Origin of the sequence: Ferrovibrio sp., assembly GCF_035304305.1 — a bacterium.
In the GTDB taxonomy this organism is placed as follows: domain Bacteria; phylum Pseudomonadota; class Alphaproteobacteria; order Ferrovibrionales; family Ferrovibrionaceae; genus Ferrovibrio.
The window spans coordinates 39,564-61,332 of the sequence record NZ_DATGQG010000124.1 but is presented as its reverse complement, the minus strand read 5'-3'; the positions used below and the strand labels follow the sequence as shown (position 1 = coordinate 61,332).

Genomic DNA, 21,769 nt, shown 5'->3' with positions numbered 1-21,769 from the left:
CCGGTTCTCACGCTCGCCATCCCGGGTTCCGCGCCGGCCGCTGTCCTGCTCGCCGCCATGCTGATCCACGGCATCCGGCCCGGGCCGCTCATCATGGTCGAGAATCCGCAGTTCGTATACGACGTCGTGACCATGATGCTGCTGGCCTCGTTCGGCATCCTGTTCTACGGGCTGGTCCTCACCAAGGTGCTGGTGAAGGTTCTGCTGGTGCCACGTGCACTCATCATGCCGGTCATTTTCGTGCTCTGCGCCGTGGGCTCCTACGCCATCGCCTCGCGCCCGTTCGACATTCTCGTGATGCTGGTCTTCGGCGTGCTTGGGCTGGTGCTGCGGCAGTTCAACTATCCGCCGGCGCCCCTGGTGCTCGGGATCGTGCTGGGCGATCTGCTCGACAAGAATCTGCGCCGCGGCCTGACCCTGTCGGATGGCGACCTCGCACCGTTCTTTACGCGACCGATCAGCCTGATTGTTTTCCTGCTGGTGGCCTTCACGGTGCTGATGAGCGTGCCTCCGGCGCGGCGTGCGATCGGCCAGGGTGCGGGGCTGCTGCTCCGGCCATTCCGGCGCGGCGCCTGACTCAGAATTGACGGAATGGGCCGGCAGCCGTTATAAGTAACTGGTCAGTTACAAAGGTTGGCGATGCGGATCAGCTTGTGCAACGAGGTGCTCGGTGGAATGTCGCTGCAGGCGCAATGCGCGCTGGCGGCATCACTGGGTTATGACGGGCTGGAGATCGCGCCGTTCACGCTGGCCGATGATCCGCTGACCCTCGATACCGCCGCCATCCGCGGAATCCGGAAAACCGTCGAGGATGCCGGCCTGGCTGTGACCGGGCTGCACTGGCTGCTGGTCGCGCCCAAGGGTCTGTCGATCACCGATCCCGATCCGCCGACCCGGCGCCGCACGATCGAGGCGATGAAGCGCCTCTGCTTCATGTGCGCCGAACTTGGCGGCCGCTATCTCGTCCACGGCTCGCCGGCCCAGCGCCGCCTGCCCGATCGCGACATCCATGCGGCGAAGGGTTATGCGCTGGAGGCTTTCCGCAAGGCGGCGCAGGCGGCGGAAGACGCAGGCGTCATCTACTGTCTCGAGCCGCTGGGCCGTACCGAAACGAATTTCGTCAACACGGTGGCGGAGGCGATCGGTGTCGTCGAAGGGATCGCCAGCACCAACTTCCGTACCATGATCGACTGCTCGGCCGCGGGGCAGACCGAAACCGAGAGCGTGCCGGACCTGATCCGGCAATGGCTGCCCAGCGGCATGATCGCCCATATCCAGGTCAACGATCCGAACCGCAAGGGACCGGGGCAGGGCGAGATGGATTTCGCGCCGATCCTCGCGGCACTGAAGCAGCATGGCTATGACGGCGATATCGGGGTCGAGCCCTTCATCTATGAGCCCGATGGCCCGGGCGTGGCGGAGCACAGCATTCGCTACCTGCGCGATCTGCTCGGGAAGCTGGCATGACGGCGCCGGTATTCCGCATCAGCGATATCCGGCTGTATGAACGGCCGGTGCGGCTGCGCATGCCGTTCCGTTTCGGCGTGGTGACCCTGCGCGATGCGCCGCAGGTATTCGTATCGCTGCGGGTCACGCTGGCCGATGGTCGCAGCGCCGCCGGCGCAGCCGCCGAGCTCATGGCGCCGAAATGGTTCGACAAGGACCCGGCGCTCTCGAACGAGCAGAACTTCGCGCAGCTGCGGCTGAGCCTGCAGAATGCGCGGGCAGCCTACACGGCGGACGCCACATCACGCACCGCCTTCGGCCATTCCGCCGCGCATCATCACGTTCTGGTGCGGCAGGGGGATGGGCAGGGGCTGAATGCGCTTGTGGCCAGCTACGGTCCCGCCCTGCTGGATCGCGCCGTCATCGATGCGCTGTGCCGCATTCATGATCTGCCATTCGTAACGGCCCTGCAGCGCAACCTGTTCGGCATCGACGCCACGTTGACTCCCGATCTGGCCGAGTTTGATCTGGCTGCTTTCCTCAACGGGCTGCAGCCGACGCGCCGGATCGCGGTACGGCATACCGTGGGGATGCTCGATCCTCTCGCCGAAGCCGATCTTGCTGCCGACAGCCGGCTCGGCGACGGGTTGCCGGAGACGCTGGAGGGCAATGTCACGGCCTATGGTCTGCGCTTCTTCAAGCTCAAGGTCGGCGGCAACGTGGATGAGGATCTGAAGCGGCTGCGCGCCATCGCCGCCGTTCTGGACCGGCAGGTCGAACCCTATCAGGCCAGTCTTGACGGCAATGAACAGTATGACGACGCCGCCGGCATCGCCGCGCTTTGGCAGGCGATGCAGGGCGAGGCTGCCCTGCGGCGGCTCTGCGCCTCGATCCTCTATATCGAACAGCCGATCCGGCGCGCGGTGGCGCTGGAGCAGCCGGTGGATGGCTTGAGTGCGCAAGTGCCGGTCATCATCGACGAATCCGATGCCGATTACGATGTCTTTCCCGCGGCGCGGAAGCTCGGTTATCGCGGCATCTCGTCGAAGACCTGCAAGGGCGTCTACCGCGCGATCCTGAATGCCGCGCGCTGCCAGGCATGGGGCAGGGAGTATTTCATTACCGGCGAAGACCTCACCTGCCAGGCCGGCCTGGCAGTACAGCAGGATCTTGCACTGGTCGCTGCGCTCGGCCTCACCCATGTGGAGCGCAACGGCCATCATTATGTCGATGGCTTCGGTTCCGCGCCCGTGGCCGAGCAGCAGGCCTTTCTCAGCGCCCATCCCGATCTCTACCGCCGCAGCGGTGACCGCGTGCGGCTGCATATCGAGAATGGCGACCTGGCGCTGGACAGCATCCTCGACGCGCCCGGATTCGCCTCCGCCGCGGAACCGGACTGGACCGCACTCGCGGCCATGCCCGCATCCGATTTCAACCAGGGACAGACTCGATGAGCAAAGACATCCGCCTCGGCATCATCATGAACGGCGTCACCGGACGCATGGGCATGAACCAGCACCTGATCCGCTCCATCGTGGCGATCCGCCAGGATGGCGGCGTGGTGCTGAAGAATGGTCGCCGGGTGATGCCCGACCCGATCCTGGTGGGGCGCGATATCGACAAGGTCGGCCGGCTGGCCAGGCAGCACGGCATCGAGCGCTATACCGATGACCTCGATGCCGCGCTGAAGAACAAGGATGACATCCTGTTCTTCGACGCCGCCACCACGCAGCTGCGTGCCGGCCTGCTGAAGAAGGCGATGGCTGCCGGCAAGCACGTCTATTGCGAGAAGCCGATTTCGGAAACGCTGGACGTTGCCATGGACCTGGTGAAGGCGGCGAAGAAATACGGCGTCAAGAACGGCGTCGTCCAGGACAAGCTGTTCCTGCCCGGCCTCGAGAAGATGAAGGTGCTGATCGACAGCGGCTTCTTCGGCAAGATCCTCTCGGTGCGCGGCGAGTTCGGCTACTGGGTCTTCGAGGGTGACTGGCAGGTGGCCCAGCGCCCGAGCTGGAACTACCGCGTCAAGGACGGCGGCGGCATCATTCTCGACATGCTCTGTCACTGGCGTTACGTGCTGGACAACCTGTTCGGCAACGTGAAGAGCGTCTCCTGCCTGGGCGCCACTCATATCCCGAAGCGCTGGGACGAGAAGGGCAAGCCCTACAAGGCCGACGCCGATGACGCCGCCTACGCGACCTTCGAACTGGAAGGCGGCGTGATCGCCCAGATCAATTCCTCCTGGGTCACCCGCGTGCGCCGCGACGACCTCGTCACCTTCCATGTTGACGGCACGCTGGGCTCGGCCGTGGCCGGCCTGCATAAATGCTTCATCCAGCCCCGCCAGGCGACGCCGAAGCCGGTCTGGAATCCCGACCTGCCGCAGAGCATCAACTTCTTCGAGACCTGGCAGGAAGTGCCCGACAACAAGGTCTATCCGAACGGCTTCCGCGCCCAGTGGGAGATGTTCATCCGCCATATCGTCGACAACGAGCCGTTCAAGTGGACGCTGCTGGAGGGCGCCAAGGGCGTGCAGCTCGCCGAGGCCGGCCTGAAGAGCTGGAAGGAGCGCCGCTGGATCGATCTTCCGGAACTGAAGGCGTGACGGCATGACGACGCTCAATCTTCCCGTCAGCGCCGGCAAACTGGCGCCCTATACGCTCAGGACCGCCAGGGGATTCCAGGGCGCCAGGCCGCCCTTCAACCGCATCGCCTTCGCGGCGGCCCATGTCGTGGCCGACCCGCTGGCCGACAACGATCCCTGGCTCAGCCCCGCGATCGACTGGGAGCGCACGATCGCCTTCCGGCGCCATCTCTGGTCGCTCGGTTTCGGCGTGGCGGAAGCGATGGACACCGCGCAGCGCGGCATGGGCCTGGACTGGAAGGATGCGCTCGAACTGGTGCGCCGCTCGCTGGACGCGGCGAAGGACGTGCCCGGCGCTGTGGTCGCCTCGGGCGCCGGCACCGACCATCTGGCACCGGGGCCGGATGTCACCATCGACAGGGTGATTGCCGCCTACGAGGAACAGTGCAGTGCCATCGAAAAACTGGGCGGCCGCATCATCCTGATGGCCAGCCGTGCGCTGGCCGCATGCGCAAAGTCGCCGGACGACTATGCCAGGGTCTACGGACGCATCCTCAGCCAGGTGAAGCAGCCGGTAATCCTGCACTGGCTGGGCGAGATGTTCGATCCCGCGCTGGAAGGCTACTGGGGCAATGGCGACCACATGAAGGCGATGGAGACCTGCCTCGATGTGATCGCCGCCAATGCGGCCAAGGTCGACGGGATCAAGATCTCGCTGCTCGACAAGGACAAGGAGATCGTCATGCGCCGCCGCCTGCCGAAGGGCGTGCGGATGTATACCGGCGACGATTTCAACTATGCCGAACTGATCGCCGGCGATACGCAGGGATATTCCGACGCCCTGCTGGGCATTTTCGATGCCATCGCGCCGGCGGCCTCGGCGGCGCTGGGGGCGCTTACCGCGGGTGACGAGAAACGGTTCCACGACATTCTCGGCCCCACCGTGCCGCTGTCCCGCCACATCTTCCGCGCGCCGACCCGCTTCTACAAGACCGGCGTGGTCTTCATGGCCTATCTGAACGGTCACCAGGACCATTTCGTCATGGTCGGCGGCCAGCAGAGCACGCGCTCGGCGCTGCATCTGGCCGAGCTGTTCCGTCTCGCCGATGCGGCCGGCCTCCTCAGCGATGCCGAGCGGGCCGCGGCGCGCATGAAGGCGGTGATGGCGGTGCACGGAGTGGCGGCATGACGGCGCCCGGCCCCCTGTCGCTCAACACCGCGACGGTGAAGGAGCAGTGGTCGCTGCAGCAATGCATCGAGGGCTGCGCGCGGCACGGCATCACCGGTATCTCGCCCTGGCGCGACAAGCTGGCGGAGTACGGCGTCCGGAATGCCGCGAAGCATATCCGCGATGTCGGCCTGGCGGTGACGGGCCTCTGTCGTGGCGGCATGTTTCCGGCCCCGGATGCCGCGGGACGCCAGGCGGCGATCGACGACAACCGGCGCGCCATCGACGATGCGGCGGCGCTGGGTGCGCAATGCCTCGTGCTGGTCGTCGGCGGCATGCCGCAGGGCTCAAAGGATCTGGCCGGCGCGCGCAGCCAGGTGCAGGACGGCATCGCCGCGGTGCTGGAGCATGCCCGGGCGGCGAAGATGCCGCTGGCCATCGAGCCACTGCACCCGATGTACGCTGCCGACCGCGCCTGCGTGAACACGCTGGCCCAGGCACTGGACATCTGCGACGCGCTCGGCTCCGGCCCCGGCGACGCCCATCTCGGGGTGGCGGTGGACGTCTATCACGTCTGGTGGGATCCGCAGCTGAAGGCCCAGATCGAGCGGGCGGCGAAACGCATCCTGGCCTTCCATATCTGCGACTGGCTGGTGCCGACCACCGACCTGCTGCTTGACCGCGGCATGATGGGAGACGGTGTGATCGATATCCCGGCCATCCGCGCCATGGTGGAGGCTGCCGGCTACAGGGGCTTCTGCGAGGTCGAGATCATGTCCGCCGGGAACTGGTGGAAGCGGGATGCCGATGAGGTTCTCCGCGTCTGCCAGGAGCGGCACCGCACCGTGGTCTGATCGTCCGGGCGGCGGGCTGCCGGCCCTTGAATTGCGTCATGAGCTTCCCGATGATGCGGGCCCGCCCCCGCGCCACGGATACGCCATGCTCCAGTCCTCGCCCCTCGCCATTCCCGGCGTCCTACGGCTGCTGCCGAGCACCCTGATGGATTCCCAGGGCTGGCAGACCACGCTCTACAGCGAGGCGTCATTCGCGGCGGCGGGCATCCACGATCGCTTCGTCCAGGACACGATCTTCTATGCCGACAAGCCGGGCAGTCTGCGCGGCCTGCATTACCAGCTGCCGCCGGCCGCGCAGGCGCTGCTGATCCGGGTCCTGCGCGGCAGCGCCACGGTTGCGGTGGCCGATCTGCGGCGCAGCTCGCAGACATTCGGTCGCGCCGTCACCGCCGATCTGTCCTACATGGCGGGCGACCAGCTCTATGTCATGCCGGGCTTCGCCTTTGGCTGGTGCAGCCGTGAGCCGGCGACGGAAATCCTGGTGAAGGCGAGCGCGCCGCATCACGCCGATCTGCTGCGCGGGATCAATGCCCGTGACCCGAAGCTGGCCATCGCCTGGCCTCTCAAGGGCGGCGATCTGCAATTCGCTCCCGGCGACATCGACCAGCCCATGCTGGCCGAGCAGCCGGATCTGTACGACTGAATGGCGCTGACCCATCAGCGCGCGAAGGGCCGGCTGTCGCTCGGTTTCTCGGCTGCCGGGGGCAGAACGCGACTGGATGAGGTCTACCAGACCGACCCCTGCCGGGCGCTGACGCCGGCGCCCGATCCGGGCGAACCGGTTACGGCAGTTCTGATCACCACCGCCGGCGGCCTCACCGGGGGCGACAGCCTGCAGCTCGATATCGCGGCGGGTGTTGGCAGCGATCTGCTCTGCACCCCGCAGGCCGCCGAGAAGATCTATCGTGCCACCGCCGAGGAAACCGCTTCCATCGACGTCAGGCTGGGCGCCGCATCCGGCGCCCGGCTGGAATGGCTGCCGCAGGAAATGATCCTGTTCGACGGCGCACGGCTGCGCCGCTCCGTCACGCTCGATCTGGCCGGGGATGCAATCTGCCTGGCCGGGGATATCACCGTCTTCGGACGGATCGCGCGCGGCGAGCGGCTCAGTGAAGGGCTGCTGTTCGATCGCTGGCAGATCCGCCGTGATGGCCGGCTCGTCTGGACCGACAGTCTGCGTCTGGACGGTGCGATCGGGGAGACGCTGGGTCATCCGGCCGGTTTCGCCGGCGCGGTCGCCCAAGCGCTGATCCTGGCGCAGCTTCCCGAGGTTGCAGCGGAGCGGGACCGGCTGCGGGACCTGATCCGGGAAAATGGCATGCGTGCGGGCGCGACCATCCTCGACGGGTTGCTGCTGGTCCGTCTGCTCAATGACGACGCCGCAGCGCTGCGGCGGGAGTTCGCCCTGCTCTGGGCCGTGCTGCGGCCCGCGCTCGGCCGCGAGCCGGTGATGCCCCGTCACTGGCGGTTCTGAACCGGGCGTTCGCCTGCTCATTTTTTGATCGGCGGCCAAATTTATGCAGGCCCATGCCGTTTTTTTGGGCGGCCCTGCCTGATCCTGCCTGAGCATGAATCGCGACGCTCTTTGTGCAGATGCGAAGAGCGGCTCTGTCCTTTGCCGCGCTGAATCAGGCAATTACAGCCCCGGGCCGGGTCAGGCCGCCGCTTCTGGCCGCTCTGGCACACTCCTTGCCATTCCATCTCCGTAGGCCGAGCCCTCGGGGGGCCGCCGCAAGCGCAGGAGAGGAATAATGAGCAAATTCATGCGAGGACTGGCCGCGGCTGGCGCCATGCTGGGCGTCCTTGCCACCGGCACCGCCGTGCAGGCCCAGGACACGATCAAGGTCGGCGTGCTGCATTCGCTGTCGGGCACGATGGCGATCTCGGAAACCACCCTCAAGGACACGGTCCTGATGATGGTGGACGACATCAACAAGAAGGGCGGCCTGCTCGGCAAGAAGGTCGAGGCCGTGGTGGTTGATCCGGCTTCGAACTGGCCGCTCTTCGCCGAAAAGGCGCGCGAGCTGCTGTCGAAGGAAAAGGTCGCGGTGGTGTTCGGCTGCTGGACCTCGGTGTCACGCAAATCCGTCCTGCCGGTCTTCGAGGAACTGAACGGCCTGCTGTTCTACCCCGTCCAGTATGAGGGCGAGGAAAGCTCGAAGAACGTCTTCTATACCGGCGCCGCGCCGAACCAGCAGGCGATCCCCGCGGTCGAATACCTGATGAGCAAGGAAGGCGGCGAGGTGAAGCGCTGGGTGCTGGCCGGTACCGACTACGTCTATCCGCGCACCACCAACAAGATCCTGGAAGCCTTCCTGAAGTCCAAGGGCGTCGCCCAGGAAGACATCATGATCAACTACACGCCGTTCGGCCACTCCGACTGGCAGACCATCGTCGCCGACATCAAGAAGTTCGGCACGGCGGGCAAGAAGACGGCCGTGGTCTCGACCATCAACGGCGACGCCAACGTGCCCTTCTACAAGGAACTGGCCAATGCGGGCATCAAGGCCTCCGACATCCCGGTGGTCGCCTTCTCGGTCGGCGAGGAAGAGCTGGCCGGCATCGACACCAAGAACCTGGTCGGCCATCTGGCGGCCTGGAACTACTTCCAGTCGGTGAAGGGCCCCGTCAACGAGGCCTTCATCAAGCAGTGGAAGACCTTCATCAAGGATGACAAGCGCGTCACCAACGATCCGATGGAAGCCACCTATATCGGCTTCAAGATGTGGGCGCAGGCCGTGGCCCAGGCCGGCACCACCCAGGTCGACGCCGTCCGCCAGGCCATGTACGGCCAGAAGGTCAAGGCGCCGTCGGGCTTCACCGCGGTGATGAACACCAACCATCATCTCAGCAAGCCCGTCCTGATCGGCGAGATCCGCCCTGACGGCCAGTTCAACATCGTCTGGCAGACCAAGGGCCCGGTGAAGGCCGATGCCTGGTCGAAGTACATCCCCGAAAGCGCCAAGCTGACGGCGGACTGGACCTTCCCCTGGGTCTGCGGCAACTGCGAAAAGCCGAAATACGCCGCGCTGGCCAACTGACCGGTCCGGCAACCGACGACCGGCCATCCCGCGACAGCGGGGTGGCCGGATCCAAGAACAAAAAAATCCGTCCGTTTCATTCCTTGCGAACCGAGACCATGGCCCGACTGATCCAGACACTCGGCCTCCTGGTGCTGCTGCTCGCCCCTCCGGCGCAGGCGCAGGACCTCGAGGAGATCCTGACCGGGCTCACCTATGACGATCCGAAAACGGCCGTGCAGGCGCTGGCCGCCAGCAGTGACGACCGGGCAAAGGCCGCGGCCGCCGCGCTGGCCAAGGGCAGGCTGTTCATCCGGCTGGAGGACAACGCCGTCGTCATCGGTGAGAAGGATGGCGAGCAGTATGTCATCACCAATGCGCTGACCGGCGACATCGAGGCCATGGCGGAGCCCGATGAGCTGAAGCCGATTGAACTGGACGACCAGACCCGGGCGCTGCTGGGCGGCGCCGCGGAAGTCAGGGAAACCGGCCCGTTCGACTTCGCCGCGGGCGTAAACGGCCTGAAAGCGCAGAGCTTCGCCGAGAAGGGCGAGGCCATCGCGAAGCTCACCGCCCTGGGTGACCCCCGCGCCATGCCGGTCTTCCAGGCCCTGGCCGACGGCCGGCTGTTTGCGCGGAAGAGCGACGGCGCGCTGGTGATCGGCGACCGCAGCGGCAACGATATCCGGATCACGCTTGCGACGACGCTCGAGCCGGCCGGGATCGTGCCGCCCGCGGATCTCGACGCGGTCTTCGTCAACAACAATCTGCGGAACGTCCTCCGCGAGTCGATTGCGCATCTTGGCCTGATGAGTCCGGACGCTGCCGTTCGCGCACGGGCAGCCGACGCGCTGCTGGAAGGCATCACGCCGGAGACGGCCACGCTGCTGCGCGAGGCCTATGCAAGGGAAAGCGTCGCCTACGTGCGCGACGCGATGGCACTCAGCCTCGCCGCTGCCGACGTTGTCCATGCGGACAAGGCAGGCAGGGTTGCTGCTGTAGCCGTGCTGGCCGGCGCCTCCGATCTCCGGGTCCGGGCGATCCTCCAGGCCCGGCTGAATCAGGAGGCCGATCCGGATGTCCGGGCCGTCATCGCCTCTGCCTTCGACAGGATCCAGACCAGGATTACGCTCTACGGTTATGTGGAGAACCTGATCCAGGGCATTTCTCTGGGCTCGGTGCTGCTGCTGGCTGCCGTGGGTCTTGCCATCACGTTCGGCGTCATGGGCGTGATCAACATGGCCCATGGCGAGATGATCATGCTCGGCGCCTACTCGGCCTATGTGACGCAGGAAATCTTCCGTGCCGTGCTGCCGCCGTCCTGGATCGGCGCCTATCTGATCGCCGCCCTGCCGGTGGCCTTTCTCGTCGCGGCCCTTGTCGGCATCGCGATCGAACGCGGGGTGATCCGCTTCCTCTACGGCCGCCCGCTGGAGACCATGCTGGCGACCTGGGGTGTCAGCCTCGCCCTGCAGCAGGCGGTGCGCATGATCTTCGGCGCACCGAACAAGGAAGTGGCCAATCCCGAATGGATGACCGGTGCCATCGAGATCGCCGGAGGACTGAGCGTCACCTGGAACCGTATCTACATCATCATTTTCTGCTTTGCCGTACTGGGTCTGATCGCGCTGATCCTGCAGCGCACGAGCTTTGGTCTGCATATGCGGGCCGTGACCCAGAACCGCGCCATGGCGGCCACGATGGGCATTCCGACGGCGCGGGTGGATGCGCTCACCTTCGGCCTCGGGTCCGGTATTGCCGGCATGGCCGGCGTGGCGCTCAGCCAGATCGGCAATGTCTCGCCCAATCTTGGCCAGATCTACATTGTCGACAGCTTCCTCGTCGTCGTCTTCGGCGGCGTCGGCAACCTGATGGGTACGCTGGTCGGCGCGCTCACGCTTGGAATCGTGAACAAGTTCCTCGAGCCGGTGGCTGGCGCCGTGCTGGGCAAGGTGGTGGTGCTGGTCTGCATCATCCTGTTCATCCAGAAGCGGCCGCGCGGCCTGTTCGCGGCAAAGGGGAGGGCGGCCGATGCGTGACGAACTGACCGCGCTGGCACGACCGGCGCCGCTGCTTTCCCCCCGTGGCTGGGCGCTGTTCCTCGGGCTGGGTTTCCTGCTGATCGTGCTCGTGCCGCTGCTCAACCTGCTGCCGGGCGCCGGATCGGCCATGCATCTGCCGGACTATCTGGTGCCGCTGCTCGGCAAATATGCCTGCTACGCGATTCTGGCGCTGAGCCTCGACCTCGTCTGGGGGTACGCGGGAATCCTCAGTCTCGGCCATGGCGCCTTCTTCGCGCTGGGCGGCTATGCCATGGGCATGTACCTGATGCGGCAGATCGGCAGCCGCGGTGTCTACGGCAATGCCGAACTGCCGGATTTCATGGTCTTCCTGAACTGGAAGGAGCTGCCCTGGTACTGGTACGGCTTCGACAGCTTTCCGTTCGCGCTGCTGATGATCGTGCTGGCGCCCGGCCTGCTGGCGCTGGTGCTGGGCTGGTTCGCCTTCCGCAGCCGCGTCACCGGTGTCTATATCTCGATTGTCACCCAGGCGATGACTTTTGCCCTGATGCTGGCCTTCTTCCGCAACGACATGGGCTTCGGCGGCAATAACGGCCTGACCGATTTCAAGGAAATTCTGGGCTTCCCGATCCAGGCGCAGGGCACCCGGATCGGGCTCTATGTCGCCTCCATTGCGGCGCTTGGCGGCTGCTTCCTGCTCTGCCGCTACGTAACGCGCTCCAAGCTCGGCCGCGTCCTGCTGGCGCTGCGCGATGCCGAGAGCCGGGTGCGGTTCCTCGGTTACTCACCGACCTCGGCCAAGCTGTTTGCCTTCACGCTCTCGGCCGTGCTCGCCGGCATTGCCGGTGCCCTCTATGTGCCGCAGGTCGGCATCATCAATCCGTCGGAATTCTCGCCGGCCAACTCCATCGAGATCGCGATCTGGGTCGCGGTGGGTGGCCGCGGCACGCTCTATGGCGCCATTCTGGGCGGCGTACTGGTCAACCTGATCAAGACCTGGCTGACCGGAGCGGCGCCGGATCTCTGGCTTTTCGTGCTGGGTGGCCTGTTCATCGCCAGCACGCTGCTCTTCCCCAGGGGTGTGGTCGGCCTGCTCGGGCAGTGGAAAAGCTGGCGGGCCGAGCGGCAGAGTTACAGAACCGCGGAGGCCGAATGATGCGCCCGGTTATTCCCGTACCCTCGCCGCTGATCCAGCCCGCCACGGCGGGCATGGCGCCCGATATCATCGAACGCCCCCGGGTTTCCGATACGCAGCTCTATCTCGACGGCGTGAGCGTCAGTTTCGATGGCTTCAAGGCGATCAACAACCTTGCCCTGATGGTCGCGCCCGGCGAACTGCGCACCATCATCGGGCCGAACGGCGCTGGCAAGACCACGATGATGGACATCATCACCGGCAAGACGCGCCCCGACAGCGGAGAAGTGCTGTTTGCCGGCCGCGTGGATCTCACCAAACTGGATGAAACCGCAATCGCCAATCTCGGCATTGGCCGCAAGTTTCAGAAGCCGACCGTTTTCGAAAATCTCACCGTGTTCGAGAATTTCGAGCTGGCGCTGAAGGCGCCGCGCGGCGCCTGGAAAACGCTGGGCGCGCGGCTGGACTCCGAAGCGCTCGACCGCATGGCCTGGGCGCTGGACACGGTCGGCCTGGGTCACAGGCTGCGCCACGATGCCGGCAGCCTCAGCCACGGCCAGAAGCAGTGGCTGGAAATCGGCATGCTGCTGGTGCAGGACACGCAGCTGATCCTGCTCGATGAGCCGGTAGCCGGGATGACCGATGCGGAAACGCGGCAGACCGCCGAACTGATCCTGTCGCTCCGGGGCGAGCGCACGCTGATCGTGGTCGAGCATGACATGGAGTTCGTCCGCGATCTCGGCGCCCGGGTGACCGTGCTGCATGAAGGCAGCGTGCTGTCCGAGGGCAGCGTCGATCACGTCCAGAACGACCCCCGTGTCATCGAAGTTTACCTGGGGCGCTGACATGCTGGCTGCGGATAACCTGAATCTCTACTACGGCGCCAGTCACGCGCTCCGCGACGTGAGCATCGCCGCCGAACCCGGCCGGATCACCTGCGTCCTGGGGCGCAACGGCACCGGCAAGACCTCCCTGATGCGGGCACTGGTCGGGCAGCATGCCGTGCGCAGCGGCCGGATCACCTGGGAAGGAGAGGATATCACGGCGCTGAAGCCCCATGACCGCGCCCGGCGTGGCATTGCACTGGTGCCCCAGGGGCGAGAGATCTTCCCTCGGCTCACGGTTTATGAGAATCTGCAGACCGGCCTCGCACCGCTGCCGCGCGGCGAAAAGCGGATCGAGGATGACATATTCGCCCTGTTTCCCATCCTGCACGAGATGCGGAACAGACGGGGCGGCGACCTCTCGGGGGGGCAGCAGCAGCAGCTGGCGATCGCGCGGGCCCTGGTCACGCGCCCCCGGCTGCTGCTGCTGGACGAGCCGACCGAAGGCATCCAGCCCTCCATCATCAAGGATATCGGGCGCGTCATCCGTGGCCTGGCCAACCGGGGCACGATGGCCATCGTGCTGGTAGAGCAGTATTTCGACTTTGCCCGGGAACTGGCCGATCGCTTCATCCTGCTGCAGCGCGGCGAGGTTGTCGTCGCTGGCGATGCATCCGGGCTGGATAGCGATGAGGTCCGCCGGTATCTTACCGTCTGATCCGATTGCAGGAGAGGGGAGGCGCGCGGCATGAATCTCACGCCCCGCGAAAAGGACAAACTGCTGGTCGCCATGGCGGCCATCGTGGCGCGCCGGCGGCTGGAGCGCGGCGTGAAGCTGAACCATCCCGAAGCCGTAGCGCTGATCACCGATTTCGTCGTTGAAGGCGCGCGCGACGGTCGCAGCGTGGCCGAGCTGATGCGCGACGGCGCCAAGGTGCTGACCCGCGATCAGGTGATGCCCGGCATCGCTGAGATGATCCACGACATCCAGGTCGAGGCGACCTTCCCGGACGGCACCAAGCTGGTGACCGTGCATAATCCGATCAGGTGAGGGCGATGGCATGATCCCTGGTGAAATCATCTGCGCGCCCGGCGAGATCGAACTGAATGCCGGCCGGCCCACCGTGACGCTCGACGTTGCCAATACCGGCGACCGGCCGATCCAGGTCGGCAGCCACTACCATTTCTTCGAGACCAACCCGGCGCTGAAATTCGACCGTGAGAAAGCCCGCGGCATGCGCCTCGACATCCCGGCCGGAACGGCCACGCGCTTCGAGCCGGGCCAGACGCGGCAGGTGTCGCTGGTCGCTTTCGGCGGCGGGCACACGGTGTTCGGTTTCCGCGGCTCCGTCATGGGCAAGCTGTAGGGGAGACGCATGGCCAACCGCATTCCCCGCTCGGCCTATGCCGGCATGTATGGCCCGACCCTGGGCGACCGGGTCCGGCTCGCCGATACCGAGCTCTTCATCGAGATCGAGAAGGATTTCACCGCGCAGCCGCCGATCGCCCGGAATGGGCAGGGCGGCTATTCATCCAACGCGCCGCTTTATGGCGAAGAGGTGAAATTCGGCGGCGGCAAGGTGATCCGCGACGGCATGGGGCAGAGCCAGCAGCCGAACAGCGCCGGCGCCGTCGATACAGTGATCACCAATGCCGTGATCCTCGATCACTGGGGCATCGTGAAGGCCGATATCGGCCTCAGGGGCGGTCGCATCGCGGCTATCGGCAAGGCCGGCAATCCGGACATCCAGTCGGGCATCGATATCGTGATCGGCCCGGGCACCGAGGTGATTGCCGGCGAGGGCCGCATCGTCACGGCCGGCGGGTTTGATGCGCATATCCACTTCATCTGCCCGCAGCAGATCGAGGAGGCGCTGTATTCCGGCGTCACCACCATGATGGGCGGCGGCACCGGACCGGCAGCCGGCACCTCGGCCACCACCTGCACACCGGGGCCGTTCCACATCATGCGAATGCTGCAGGCTGCCGAGGCCTTTCCGATGAATCTCGGCTTTCTCGGCAAGGGCAATGCCTCGCTGCCGGCCGGGCTGAACGAGCAGATCGAGGCCGGGGCCTGCGGCCTGAAGCTGCACGAGGACTGGGGCACCACCCCGGCTGCGATCGACAACTGTCTGACCGTGGCCGAACGGCATGACATCCAGGTGGCGATCCATACCGACACGCTGAACGAAAGCGGCTTTGTCGAAGACACGATTGCGGCCTTCAGGCACCGCACCATCCATGCCTTCCACACTGAAGGAGCCGGCGGCGGTCACGCGCCGGACATCATCAGGGTGGCGGGGCTCGCCAATGTACTGCCCAGCTCCACCAATCCGACCATGCCCTACACGGTGAATACCGTGGACGAGCATCTCGACATGCTGATGGTCTGCCATCATCTGGATGCGAAGATCCCCGAAGACGTTGCCTTTGCCGACAGCCGCATCCGGCGCGAGACGATTGCGGCCGAAGACATCCTGCACGACCTCGGCGCGTTTTCGATGATGTCGTCGGACAGCCAGGCGATGGGCCGGGTGGGCGAGGTGATCATCCGCACCTGGCAGACGGCGGACAAGATGAAGAAGCAGCGTGGCCGGCTGCCCGAGGAAACCGGTGACAACGACAATGTCCGCTGCAAACGGTACGTCGCGAAATACACCATCAATCCCGCGCTCGCTCACGGCGTCGCCCACGAGATAGGTTCGGTGGAGGTCGGCAAGTTCGCCGATCTGGTGCTCTGGTCGCCGGCCTTCTTCGGCGTGAAGCCGGATCTGGTGCTGAAGGGCGGCAGCATTGCCGCAGCGCCGATGGGCGATCCCAATGCCTCGATCCCGACGCCGCAGCCGGTGCATTACCGGCCGATGTTCGCCAGCTTCGGTCGCAACATGGTGCAGTCGAGTCTCACCTTTGTCAGCCAGGCGGGGCTGGAGGCCGGGATCGCGCAGAAATTCGGGCTGCAGCGCCCGCTGGTCGCCGTGAAGGGCTGCCGCACGGTGACCAAGAAGGACATGGTGCACAACAACTACATGCCGAAGATCGAGGTCGACCCGGAGACTTATGTCGTACGGGCCGATGGCCAGATGCTGACCTGCGAGCCGGCTTCGGAGCTCGCCATGGCGCAGCGGTATTTTCTGTTCTGAATGGCCATGCTCCGCTCGACACAGATATTCAGTGCCGGCCACTGGCCGAAGTCCGGGCGCCGCGCCACGGTAACCCTGGCCCATCACGACCGGCATCGCCGGCGCATCCGGCTGACCGCCGACGACGGCACCGCTTTCCTGCTCGATCTCGCCGAGGCCACCGTGCTGCGCCATGGCGACGGGCTGAAGCTGGAGGAGGGCGGCTATATCGAGGTGCAGGCGGCGCCGGAGCCGCTGGTCGAGGTGCGCGCCGGAACGCCGCAGCTGCTGGCGCGGCTGGCCTGGCATCTCGGCAACCGGCATCTGCCGGCGGAAATCCATGCCGACCGTATCCTGATCCGCGACGACCATGTCATCGTCGACATGCTGAAAGGTCTCGGCGCCGAGGTGCGGCACACGGAAGCGCCCTTCGATCCCGAAGGCGGCGCCTACGGTCAGCACAATCACGATCCGTCGCACCCCTACGGCCTCGGCTCGCGCTACGGCAAACAGCCGCACAGCCATGATCATGCCCATGGCCACGGTCATCATCACCACCACGGCGACGATGACCACCACCACTGACCTCTACCGCCTGCTCGCCTGGTTCTCGCCCAGCTACCCGATCGGCGCCTTTTCCTACAGCCACGGAGTCGAAACGGCCGTCGAGGCCGGCTGGGTGAGGGATGCCGCGACGCTCAGCGACTGGATCGGCCATATCCTGCGCCATGGCGCGGGCTGGCTGGATGCAGTGCTGCTCAAGGAGGCCTACAGGGCCGCCGGCGACCCCCGGCGGCTCGACGAACTGGCCGATCTTGCAGGCGCATGGCGGGGAACGGCGGAAACAGCCCTGGAATCCACGCAGCAGGGCGGGTCCTTCCTGGGCGTCACCCGCGCCGCCTGGGGGCATGAGGCGCTGGACGCCTTCGCGGAACGCCGAAAGGGCCGGCCGGTGCCGCTCTGCGTCGCGATCGGCATCGCGGCACAGGCGCATGGGCTGGACCTTGCGGCGGTGATGGCGGCCTACCTGCACGCCTTCGCGGCCAATCTGGTCTCGGCGGCGGTCCGGCTCATTCCGCTTGGCCAGACCGACGGCCAGCGCAGCCTGCAGGCGCTGATGCCGGTGGTGGATAGTGTCGTGCCCTGCGCACTTGCCTGCGACCTCGAGGATTGCGGCACGGCGGCAACCATGGTGGATATCGCTTCGATGATGCACGAAACCCAGTATACGAGGCTGTTCCGGTCATGAGCTCCAATCCCCTCAGAGTCGGCATCGGCGGACCGGTCGGCTCGGGCAAAACCGCGCTGGTCGAGCGGCTCTGCCGCCATCTCCGGGATGACTGGAACATCGCGGTCGTCACCAACGACATCTACACGCGGGAAGACGCGGAATTCCTCACCCGGGCCGGGGCGCTGGAGCCGGCGCGCATCGTCGGCGTCGAAACCGGCGGCTGCCCGCATACCGCGATCCGTGAGGATGCCTCGATCAACCTCGCCGCGGTGGCGGACATGCAGCAGCGCTTCCCCGGCCTGGACGTCATCTTCGTGGAAAGCGGCGGCGACAATCTCGCCGCGACCTTCTCGCCCGAGCTGGCCGATCTCACCATCTATGTCATCGACGTCTCGGCCGGCGACAAGATCCCGCGCAAGGGCGGACCGGGCATCACGCGCTCCGACCTGCTGGTGATCAACAAGATCGACCTCGCGCCGCTGGTGGGTGCCTCGCTCGAGGTAATGGATCGCGATGCCAGGAAGATGCGCGGCAGCCGGCCCTTCATCTTTGCCAACCTGAAGGCGGAGCAGGGGGTGACGGAAATCGCCGATTTCATCCTGAAAAGCGGCGGTCTGAAGGAATAGAGTCCGGCGTCCCTCTCAAGGCCGCGTCTGCCTGCGAAAATCGCAGGACGGCATTGCCAGGCCGTGGCATCGCGGCCCGTAATTTGGCTAAATGCCCGTGACGGGAGGAGTCATGAGCGAGAGAGCCGCCGACCAGTCGCTGTTTGCCGACAATCCGCCACCGGTCATCCCTGTCCTGGTGATCGAGGATGCGACCTTCGCCGTGCCGCTGGCCCAGGCGCTGGTTGCCGGCGGCCTGCCCATGCTGGAAATCACGCTGCGGTCGAATGCCGCGCTGGAGGCGATTCGGCGCATCGCCGCCGAAGTGCCCGCCGCCATCGTCGGAGCTGGCACGGTGCTGAACCCGGCGCAGTTTGCCGCCGCCCAGGTGAACGGCGCGCGCTTCATCGTCAGCCCCGGCGCGACGGATTCTCTCTATGCCGCGGCGAAGGATACCGGCCTCGCCTTCCTGCCGGGCGTGGTCACGCCCTCGGAGATCATGCGCGCCCTCGACCAGGGGTGCACCCTGGCCAAGTTCTTCCCCGCCGAGGCGAATGGCGGCATTGCGGCGCTCAAAAGCCTGCAGGGGCCCTTCCCGCAGATGCGTTTCTGCCCGACCGGCGGGGTCAACGAGCAGAATGTCGCCGCTTATCGGGCCTTGCCCAATGTCTTCACTGCGGGCGGTTCCTGGATGGCGCCGAAGGAAAAGATCGCTGCCGGCGACTGGGCCGGCATCGAGGCGCTGGCCAGGCGCACTGTCGATCTGTTCAAGAGGACCTGAGCATGCTGGAACTGCGCCCCAGTTGCGAATGCTGCGACCGCGATCTGCCGCCGGATTCCCGGCTGGCCATGATCTGCAGTTTCGAGTGCACCTTCTGCCGCAACTGCGCCGAGGGTCCTCTGAGCGGCACCTGCCCGAATTGCGGCGGCAATCTCGTGCCGCGCCCGATCCGGCCGGCGGCAATGCTGGCGAAATACCCGGCCAGCACCAGGCGCATCTTCAAGCCGGAAGGCTGCATTCCGAAAGCCTGAGCAATCATGTCCAAGAACAAGTATGTCCTCGCCATCGACCAGGGCACGACGTCGTCGCGTGCCATCGTCTTCGATGCCGCCGGCCTGCCGGTTGCGACGGCCCAGAAGGAACTGACGCAGCATTACCCGGCCGACGGCTGGGTGGAGCATGACGCGCAGGAAATCTGGCGTGACGTGCAGAACGTGATGCGCGAGGCGGTGGCGCGCGCGCAGCTCGGCACCGGCGACATCGCCGCCATCGGCATTACGAATCAGCGCGAAACCACCGTTGTCTGGGAACGCGCCACCGGGCAGCCGATCCATCGCGCCATCGTGTGGCAGGACCGCCGTACGGCGGAAGACTGCCGCCGCAAGCTGGCCGAGGGCGTCGGTTCGGCCGTGCAGGCAAAGACCGGGCTGCTGATAGACTCCTACTTTTCCGCGACCAAGATTGCCTGGCTGCTCGACAACGTGCCCGGCGCTCGCCAGCGGGCCGAGAAGGGCGAACTCTGCTTCGGCACCATCGACAGCTATCTGCTGTTCATGCTCACCGGCGGCCGGATACATGCGACGGACGCCACCAATGCCTCGCGCACCATGCTGTTCGACATCCATCGGCAGGACTGGGACGACGCGTTACTGAAGATCTTTGACGTGCCGCGCGCCATGTTGCCTGAGGTGAAGGATTGCAGCGGTGAATTCGGCGCCACCCTGCCGGAGATCCTCGGCACCAGCCTTCCCGTGGCCGGCATTGCCGGCGACCAGCAGGCTGCCACCTTCGGCCAGGCCTGCTTCCAGCCCGGCATGATCAAATCGACCTACGGCACCGGCTGTTTCGCGCTGCTCAATATCGGCAGCAATGCCGTGATTTCAAACAACCGACTGCTAACTACGGTGGCCTACCGCCTGAACGGGCAGGTCACCTATGCGCTGGAAGGCTCGATTTTTGTCGCCGGTGCGGCGGTGAAATGGCTGCGCGACCGGCTGCGCTGCGTGAAGGACGCGGCGGAAACGGCAAGTCTCGCCGCGATGGTGCCGGAGAATCATGGCGTGTACCTGGTGCCGGCCTTCGTCGGACTTGGTGCGCCCTACTGGGATCCGGATGCGCGCGGCGCCATTCTCGGCCTCACTCTTGATGCCGGAGTCGAGCATATCGCCCGCGCGACGCTGGAATCGGTGGCCTATCAGACGCGCGATCTGACCGGCGCCATGAAAGCCGATGGTGCCCAGACACCCACCGCCCTGCGGGTCGATGGCGGCATGGTCGCCAACGACTGGCTGTGCCAGTTTCTGGCCGACATGCTGGATGTGGCGGTCGAGCGGCCGCGGGTGATCGAGACCACCGCGCTTGGCGCCGCCTATCTGGCGGGTCTGGCAACCGGTGTCTATGCCGGCCAGGATGCCGTGGCCTATGGCTGGCAGTGCGAGCGCCGCTTCGAGCCGCGCATGACGGCGTCCGACCGGGAGCGGCTCTATGCCGGCTGGCAGAAGGCGGTGCAGAAGGTGCTGCTGAAATAGATCAGCGCAGCACGTAGAGCAGCATGACGCTGCCGCCGAAGCTCACGAAAATGCCTGCGATGCCGTAAAGGGCATAGCAGCTGCGGCGCTGCACCGGCAGGCGCGACGACAGCCAGGCCAGCAGGATGACGGCGATGGTCTGCGTGCCCGGAATGGCCTTCGCCCCCTGGACCAGCAGGGCGGATCTCTGGACGGCGATGCCCGCCTGCTCCATTCCGGCCAGCGCTCCGGTGGCAATCAGCGGACTCAGCGCGATCAGGCCGACCAATGCGGCCGTAAGCCGTTTCCAGGGCGTGCGCCCGTCCCGCATGCGGTGACGCCTTGTCAGCAGCAGCCCCACCATGGCCAGCAGTGCCAGCATCATTCCGCCGATCAGCGCAGGGCTGCCGATATAGAGAAGAATCGACCACAATTCGGCGAGAAATCGCTGCGACATACCGTTCTCCGGACGGGCCGTACGCCGGCAGCCCGATGACGCAGGATCGCGTTGGCCGGGAGTTATGCCAAGTTGCGATTCGGTAACCTGTGGTCGCGGCGCCGCCTGCGCGACGCCGTTACGGTACATGGCGCCCGGCGTCTCCTCCGTGAAAAAACCGAATGATTTCGGGGACTCACGCGGGGAATCCGCGAATGGGATGGACACGCATTGATCACACCCGATCACACGGGTGAGCCGCTAAATGGCGCCATGAAAGAGGCCACAGAAAATCTGCAGCAGCGCACCGGCGTGGGCAGCCCGGTTCGTGTCGCCCTGATCGGCGCAGGACCGTTGTCGCATCCCATCGCAATCCAGATTGCAGCCAGCCTGCCGGGTATCACGCTGGTTGCGGCCGCTGATGAACGGCTTGATGCCGCTCGCCGGATTGTGACCGAGGCGGGACTGCGGATTCCGCGCGTGGTCGAATCCGCATTTGGATTGCAGGCGGCGATACGGTGGCAAGAGCCCGCCATAACCCGGAACTGGCAGCTGCTCTGCGAGAGTCCGCTGATCGATGCGGTGATCGAAACGGCAGATGATCCGGTCCTGAGCAGGGCGATCGTGCGGCTTGCGACCGCCGCCGGCAAGCATGTCATCCCCACCACGGGGGAGTGGGATCATGACAGGTCTGCTGCGCGTATCGAGGTCGTGCAGCTGAATGCCGACACCGGGCAGCCTGCTCCCGCCAGCCGCCCGCGGACACTGGCACCTGATTCCGAGGCGCCTTCGCCCTTTCCGGCCGCCCGGGCGTGAGC

Annotated in this window: 24 protein-coding genes; 23 read left to right on the top strand and 1 reads right to left on the bottom strand. The window is 65.8% G+C overall.

Features of this window, described 5'->3' with window-relative positions; genetic code table 11:
• The 22 genes from VKZ87_RS14170 to glpK form a co-directional block, all read left to right on the top strand.
• Window positions 1-576 (top strand): tripartite tricarboxylate transporter permease (locus VKZ87_RS14170; RefSeq protein ID WP_324221911.1); only part of this gene is annotated, 576 nt, incomplete at its 5' end.
• Window positions 577-639: 63 nt separating this feature from the next.
• Entirely contained in the window at window positions 640-1,467 is an 828-nt protein-coding gene (locus tag VKZ87_RS14165; RefSeq protein ID WP_324221910.1) for a sugar phosphate isomerase/epimerase family protein, read from the top strand.
• Complete coding sequence (locus VKZ87_RS14160; protein WP_324221909.1) at window positions 1,464-2,900, top strand: mandelate racemase; 1,437 nt, start codon at window positions 1,464-1,466, stop codon at window positions 2,898-2,900. Before VKZ87_RS14165 ends, VKZ87_RS14160 begins: the two co-directional genes overlap by 4 nt.
• The gene (locus VKZ87_RS14155; protein ID WP_324221908.1) at window positions 2,897-4,051 is read left to right on the top strand and encodes a Gfo/Idh/MocA family oxidoreductase; all 1,155 of its coding nucleotides are present in this window, start codon (window positions 2,897-2,899) and stop codon (window positions 4,049-4,051) included. Before VKZ87_RS14160 ends, VKZ87_RS14155 begins: the two co-directional genes overlap by 4 nt.
• A gap of 4 nt (window positions 4,052-4,055) precedes the next feature.
• Complete coding sequence (locus VKZ87_RS14150; RefSeq protein ID WP_324221907.1) at window positions 4,056-5,219, top strand: dihydrodipicolinate synthase family protein; 1,164 nt, start codon at window positions 4,056-4,058, stop codon at window positions 5,217-5,219.
• Window positions 5,216-6,052 (top strand): sugar phosphate isomerase/epimerase, encoded by an 837-nt coding sequence (locus VKZ87_RS14145; RefSeq protein WP_324221906.1) that lies wholly within the window; start codon window positions 5,216-5,218, stop codon window positions 6,050-6,052. The genes VKZ87_RS14150 and VKZ87_RS14145 overlap by 4 nt, the downstream gene beginning before the upstream one ends.
• A gap of 85 nt (window positions 6,053-6,137) precedes the next feature.
• Window positions 6,138-6,695 (top strand): dTDP-4-dehydrorhamnose 3,5-epimerase family protein, encoded by a 558-nt coding sequence (locus VKZ87_RS14140; protein ID WP_324221905.1) that lies wholly within the window; start codon window positions 6,138-6,140, stop codon window positions 6,693-6,695.
• Window positions 6,696-7,526, top strand: a complete 831-nt coding sequence (locus VKZ87_RS14135) for an urease accessory protein UreD (protein ID WP_324221904.1) — start codon at window positions 6,696-6,698, stop codon at window positions 7,524-7,526.
• A gap of 277 nt (window positions 7,527-7,803) precedes the next feature.
• Window positions 7,804-9,093, top strand: coding sequence for an urea ABC transporter substrate-binding protein (gene urtA / locus VKZ87_RS14130; RefSeq protein WP_324221903.1), 1,290 nt, complete (start codon window positions 7,804-7,806; stop codon window positions 9,091-9,093).
• 98 nt (window positions 9,094-9,191) lie between these two features.
• Window positions 9,192-11,111 (top strand): urea ABC transporter permease subunit UrtB, encoded by a 1,920-nt coding sequence (gene urtB, locus VKZ87_RS14125; RefSeq protein WP_324221902.1) that lies wholly within the window; start codon window positions 9,192-9,194, stop codon window positions 11,109-11,111.
• Window positions 11,104-12,249 (top strand): urea ABC transporter permease subunit UrtC, encoded by a 1,146-nt coding sequence (gene urtC / locus VKZ87_RS14120; protein ID WP_324221901.1) that lies wholly within the window; start codon window positions 11,104-11,106, stop codon window positions 12,247-12,249. The genes urtB and urtC overlap by 8 nt, the downstream gene beginning before the upstream one ends.
• Window positions 12,250-12,302: 53 nt before the next feature.
• On the top strand, window positions 12,303-13,073 hold the full coding sequence (gene urtD, locus VKZ87_RS14115; RefSeq protein WP_324221913.1) for an urea ABC transporter ATP-binding protein UrtD: 771 nt from the start codon (window positions 12,303-12,305) through the stop codon (window positions 13,071-13,073).
• Window position 13,074: 1 nt separating this feature from the next.
• Entirely contained in the window at window positions 13,075-13,770 is a 696-nt protein-coding gene (gene urtE / locus VKZ87_RS14110) for an urea ABC transporter ATP-binding subunit UrtE (RefSeq protein ID WP_324221900.1), read from the top strand.
• 30 nt (window positions 13,771-13,800) lie between these two features.
• Entirely contained in the window at window positions 13,801-14,103 is a 303-nt protein-coding gene (locus tag VKZ87_RS14105; protein ID WP_324221899.1) for an urease subunit gamma, read from the top strand.
• Between the two features lie 10 nt (window positions 14,104-14,113).
• Window positions 14,114-14,419, top strand: a complete 306-nt coding sequence (locus VKZ87_RS14100) for an urease subunit beta (RefSeq protein WP_324221898.1) — start codon at window positions 14,114-14,116, stop codon at window positions 14,417-14,419.
• Between the two features lie 9 nt (window positions 14,420-14,428).
• Window positions 14,429-16,192 (top strand): urease subunit alpha, encoded by a 1,764-nt coding sequence (gene ureC, locus VKZ87_RS14095; protein ID WP_324221897.1) that lies wholly within the window; start codon window positions 14,429-14,431, stop codon window positions 16,190-16,192.
• 6 nt (window positions 16,193-16,198) lie between these two features.
• Window positions 16,199-16,756: an urease accessory protein UreE gene (locus tag VKZ87_RS14090; RefSeq protein ID WP_324221896.1), complete on the top strand. Its 558-nt coding sequence runs from the start codon at window positions 16,199-16,201 to the stop codon at window positions 16,754-16,756.
• On the top strand, window positions 16,707-17,420 hold the full coding sequence (locus VKZ87_RS14085) for an urease accessory protein UreF (protein WP_324221895.1): 714 nt from the start codon (window positions 16,707-16,709) through the stop codon (window positions 17,418-17,420). Before VKZ87_RS14090 ends, VKZ87_RS14085 begins: the two co-directional genes overlap by 50 nt.
• A complete protein-coding gene (gene ureG / locus VKZ87_RS14080) occupies window positions 17,417-18,028 on the top strand; it encodes an urease accessory protein UreG (protein WP_324221894.1) in 612 nt (203 codons plus the stop codon). Before VKZ87_RS14085 ends, ureG begins: the two co-directional genes overlap by 4 nt.
• 112 nt (window positions 18,029-18,140) lie before the next feature.
• Window positions 18,141-18,788 carry a bifunctional 4-hydroxy-2-oxoglutarate aldolase/2-dehydro-3-deoxy-phosphogluconate aldolase gene (eda, locus tag VKZ87_RS14075; RefSeq protein ID WP_324221893.1) on the top strand — a complete coding sequence of 216 codons (648 nt, stop codon included), beginning with the start codon at window positions 18,141-18,143 and terminating at the stop codon, window positions 18,786-18,788.
• A gap of 2 nt (window positions 18,789-18,790) precedes the next feature.
• The gene (locus tag VKZ87_RS14070; RefSeq protein ID WP_324221892.1) at window positions 18,791-19,039 is read left to right on the top strand and encodes a DUF1272 domain-containing protein; all 249 of its coding nucleotides are present in this window, start codon (window positions 18,791-18,793) and stop codon (window positions 19,037-19,039) included.
• A 6-nt stretch (window positions 19,040-19,045) separates the two neighbouring features.
• A complete protein-coding gene (gene glpK, locus VKZ87_RS14065; protein WP_324221891.1) occupies window positions 19,046-20,536 on the top strand; it encodes a glycerol kinase GlpK in 1,491 nt (496 codons plus the stop codon).
• 1 nt (window position 20,537) lies between these two features.
• Here the strand turns inward: glpK and VKZ87_RS14060 are convergent, their stop codons facing one another.
• Window positions 20,538-20,972, bottom strand: a complete 435-nt coding sequence (locus VKZ87_RS14060; RefSeq protein WP_324221890.1) for a hypothetical protein — start codon at window positions 20,970-20,972, stop codon at window positions 20,538-20,540.
• 210 nt (window positions 20,973-21,182) lie between these two features.
• Here VKZ87_RS14060 and VKZ87_RS14055 point away from each other — a divergent pair, with 210 nt between their 5' ends.
• The gene (locus tag VKZ87_RS14055) at window positions 21,183-21,767 is read left to right on the top strand and encodes a hypothetical protein (protein ID WP_324221889.1); all 585 of its coding nucleotides are present in this window, start codon (window positions 21,183-21,185) and stop codon (window positions 21,765-21,767) included.
• Window positions 21,768-21,769: the final 2 nt, after the last annotated feature.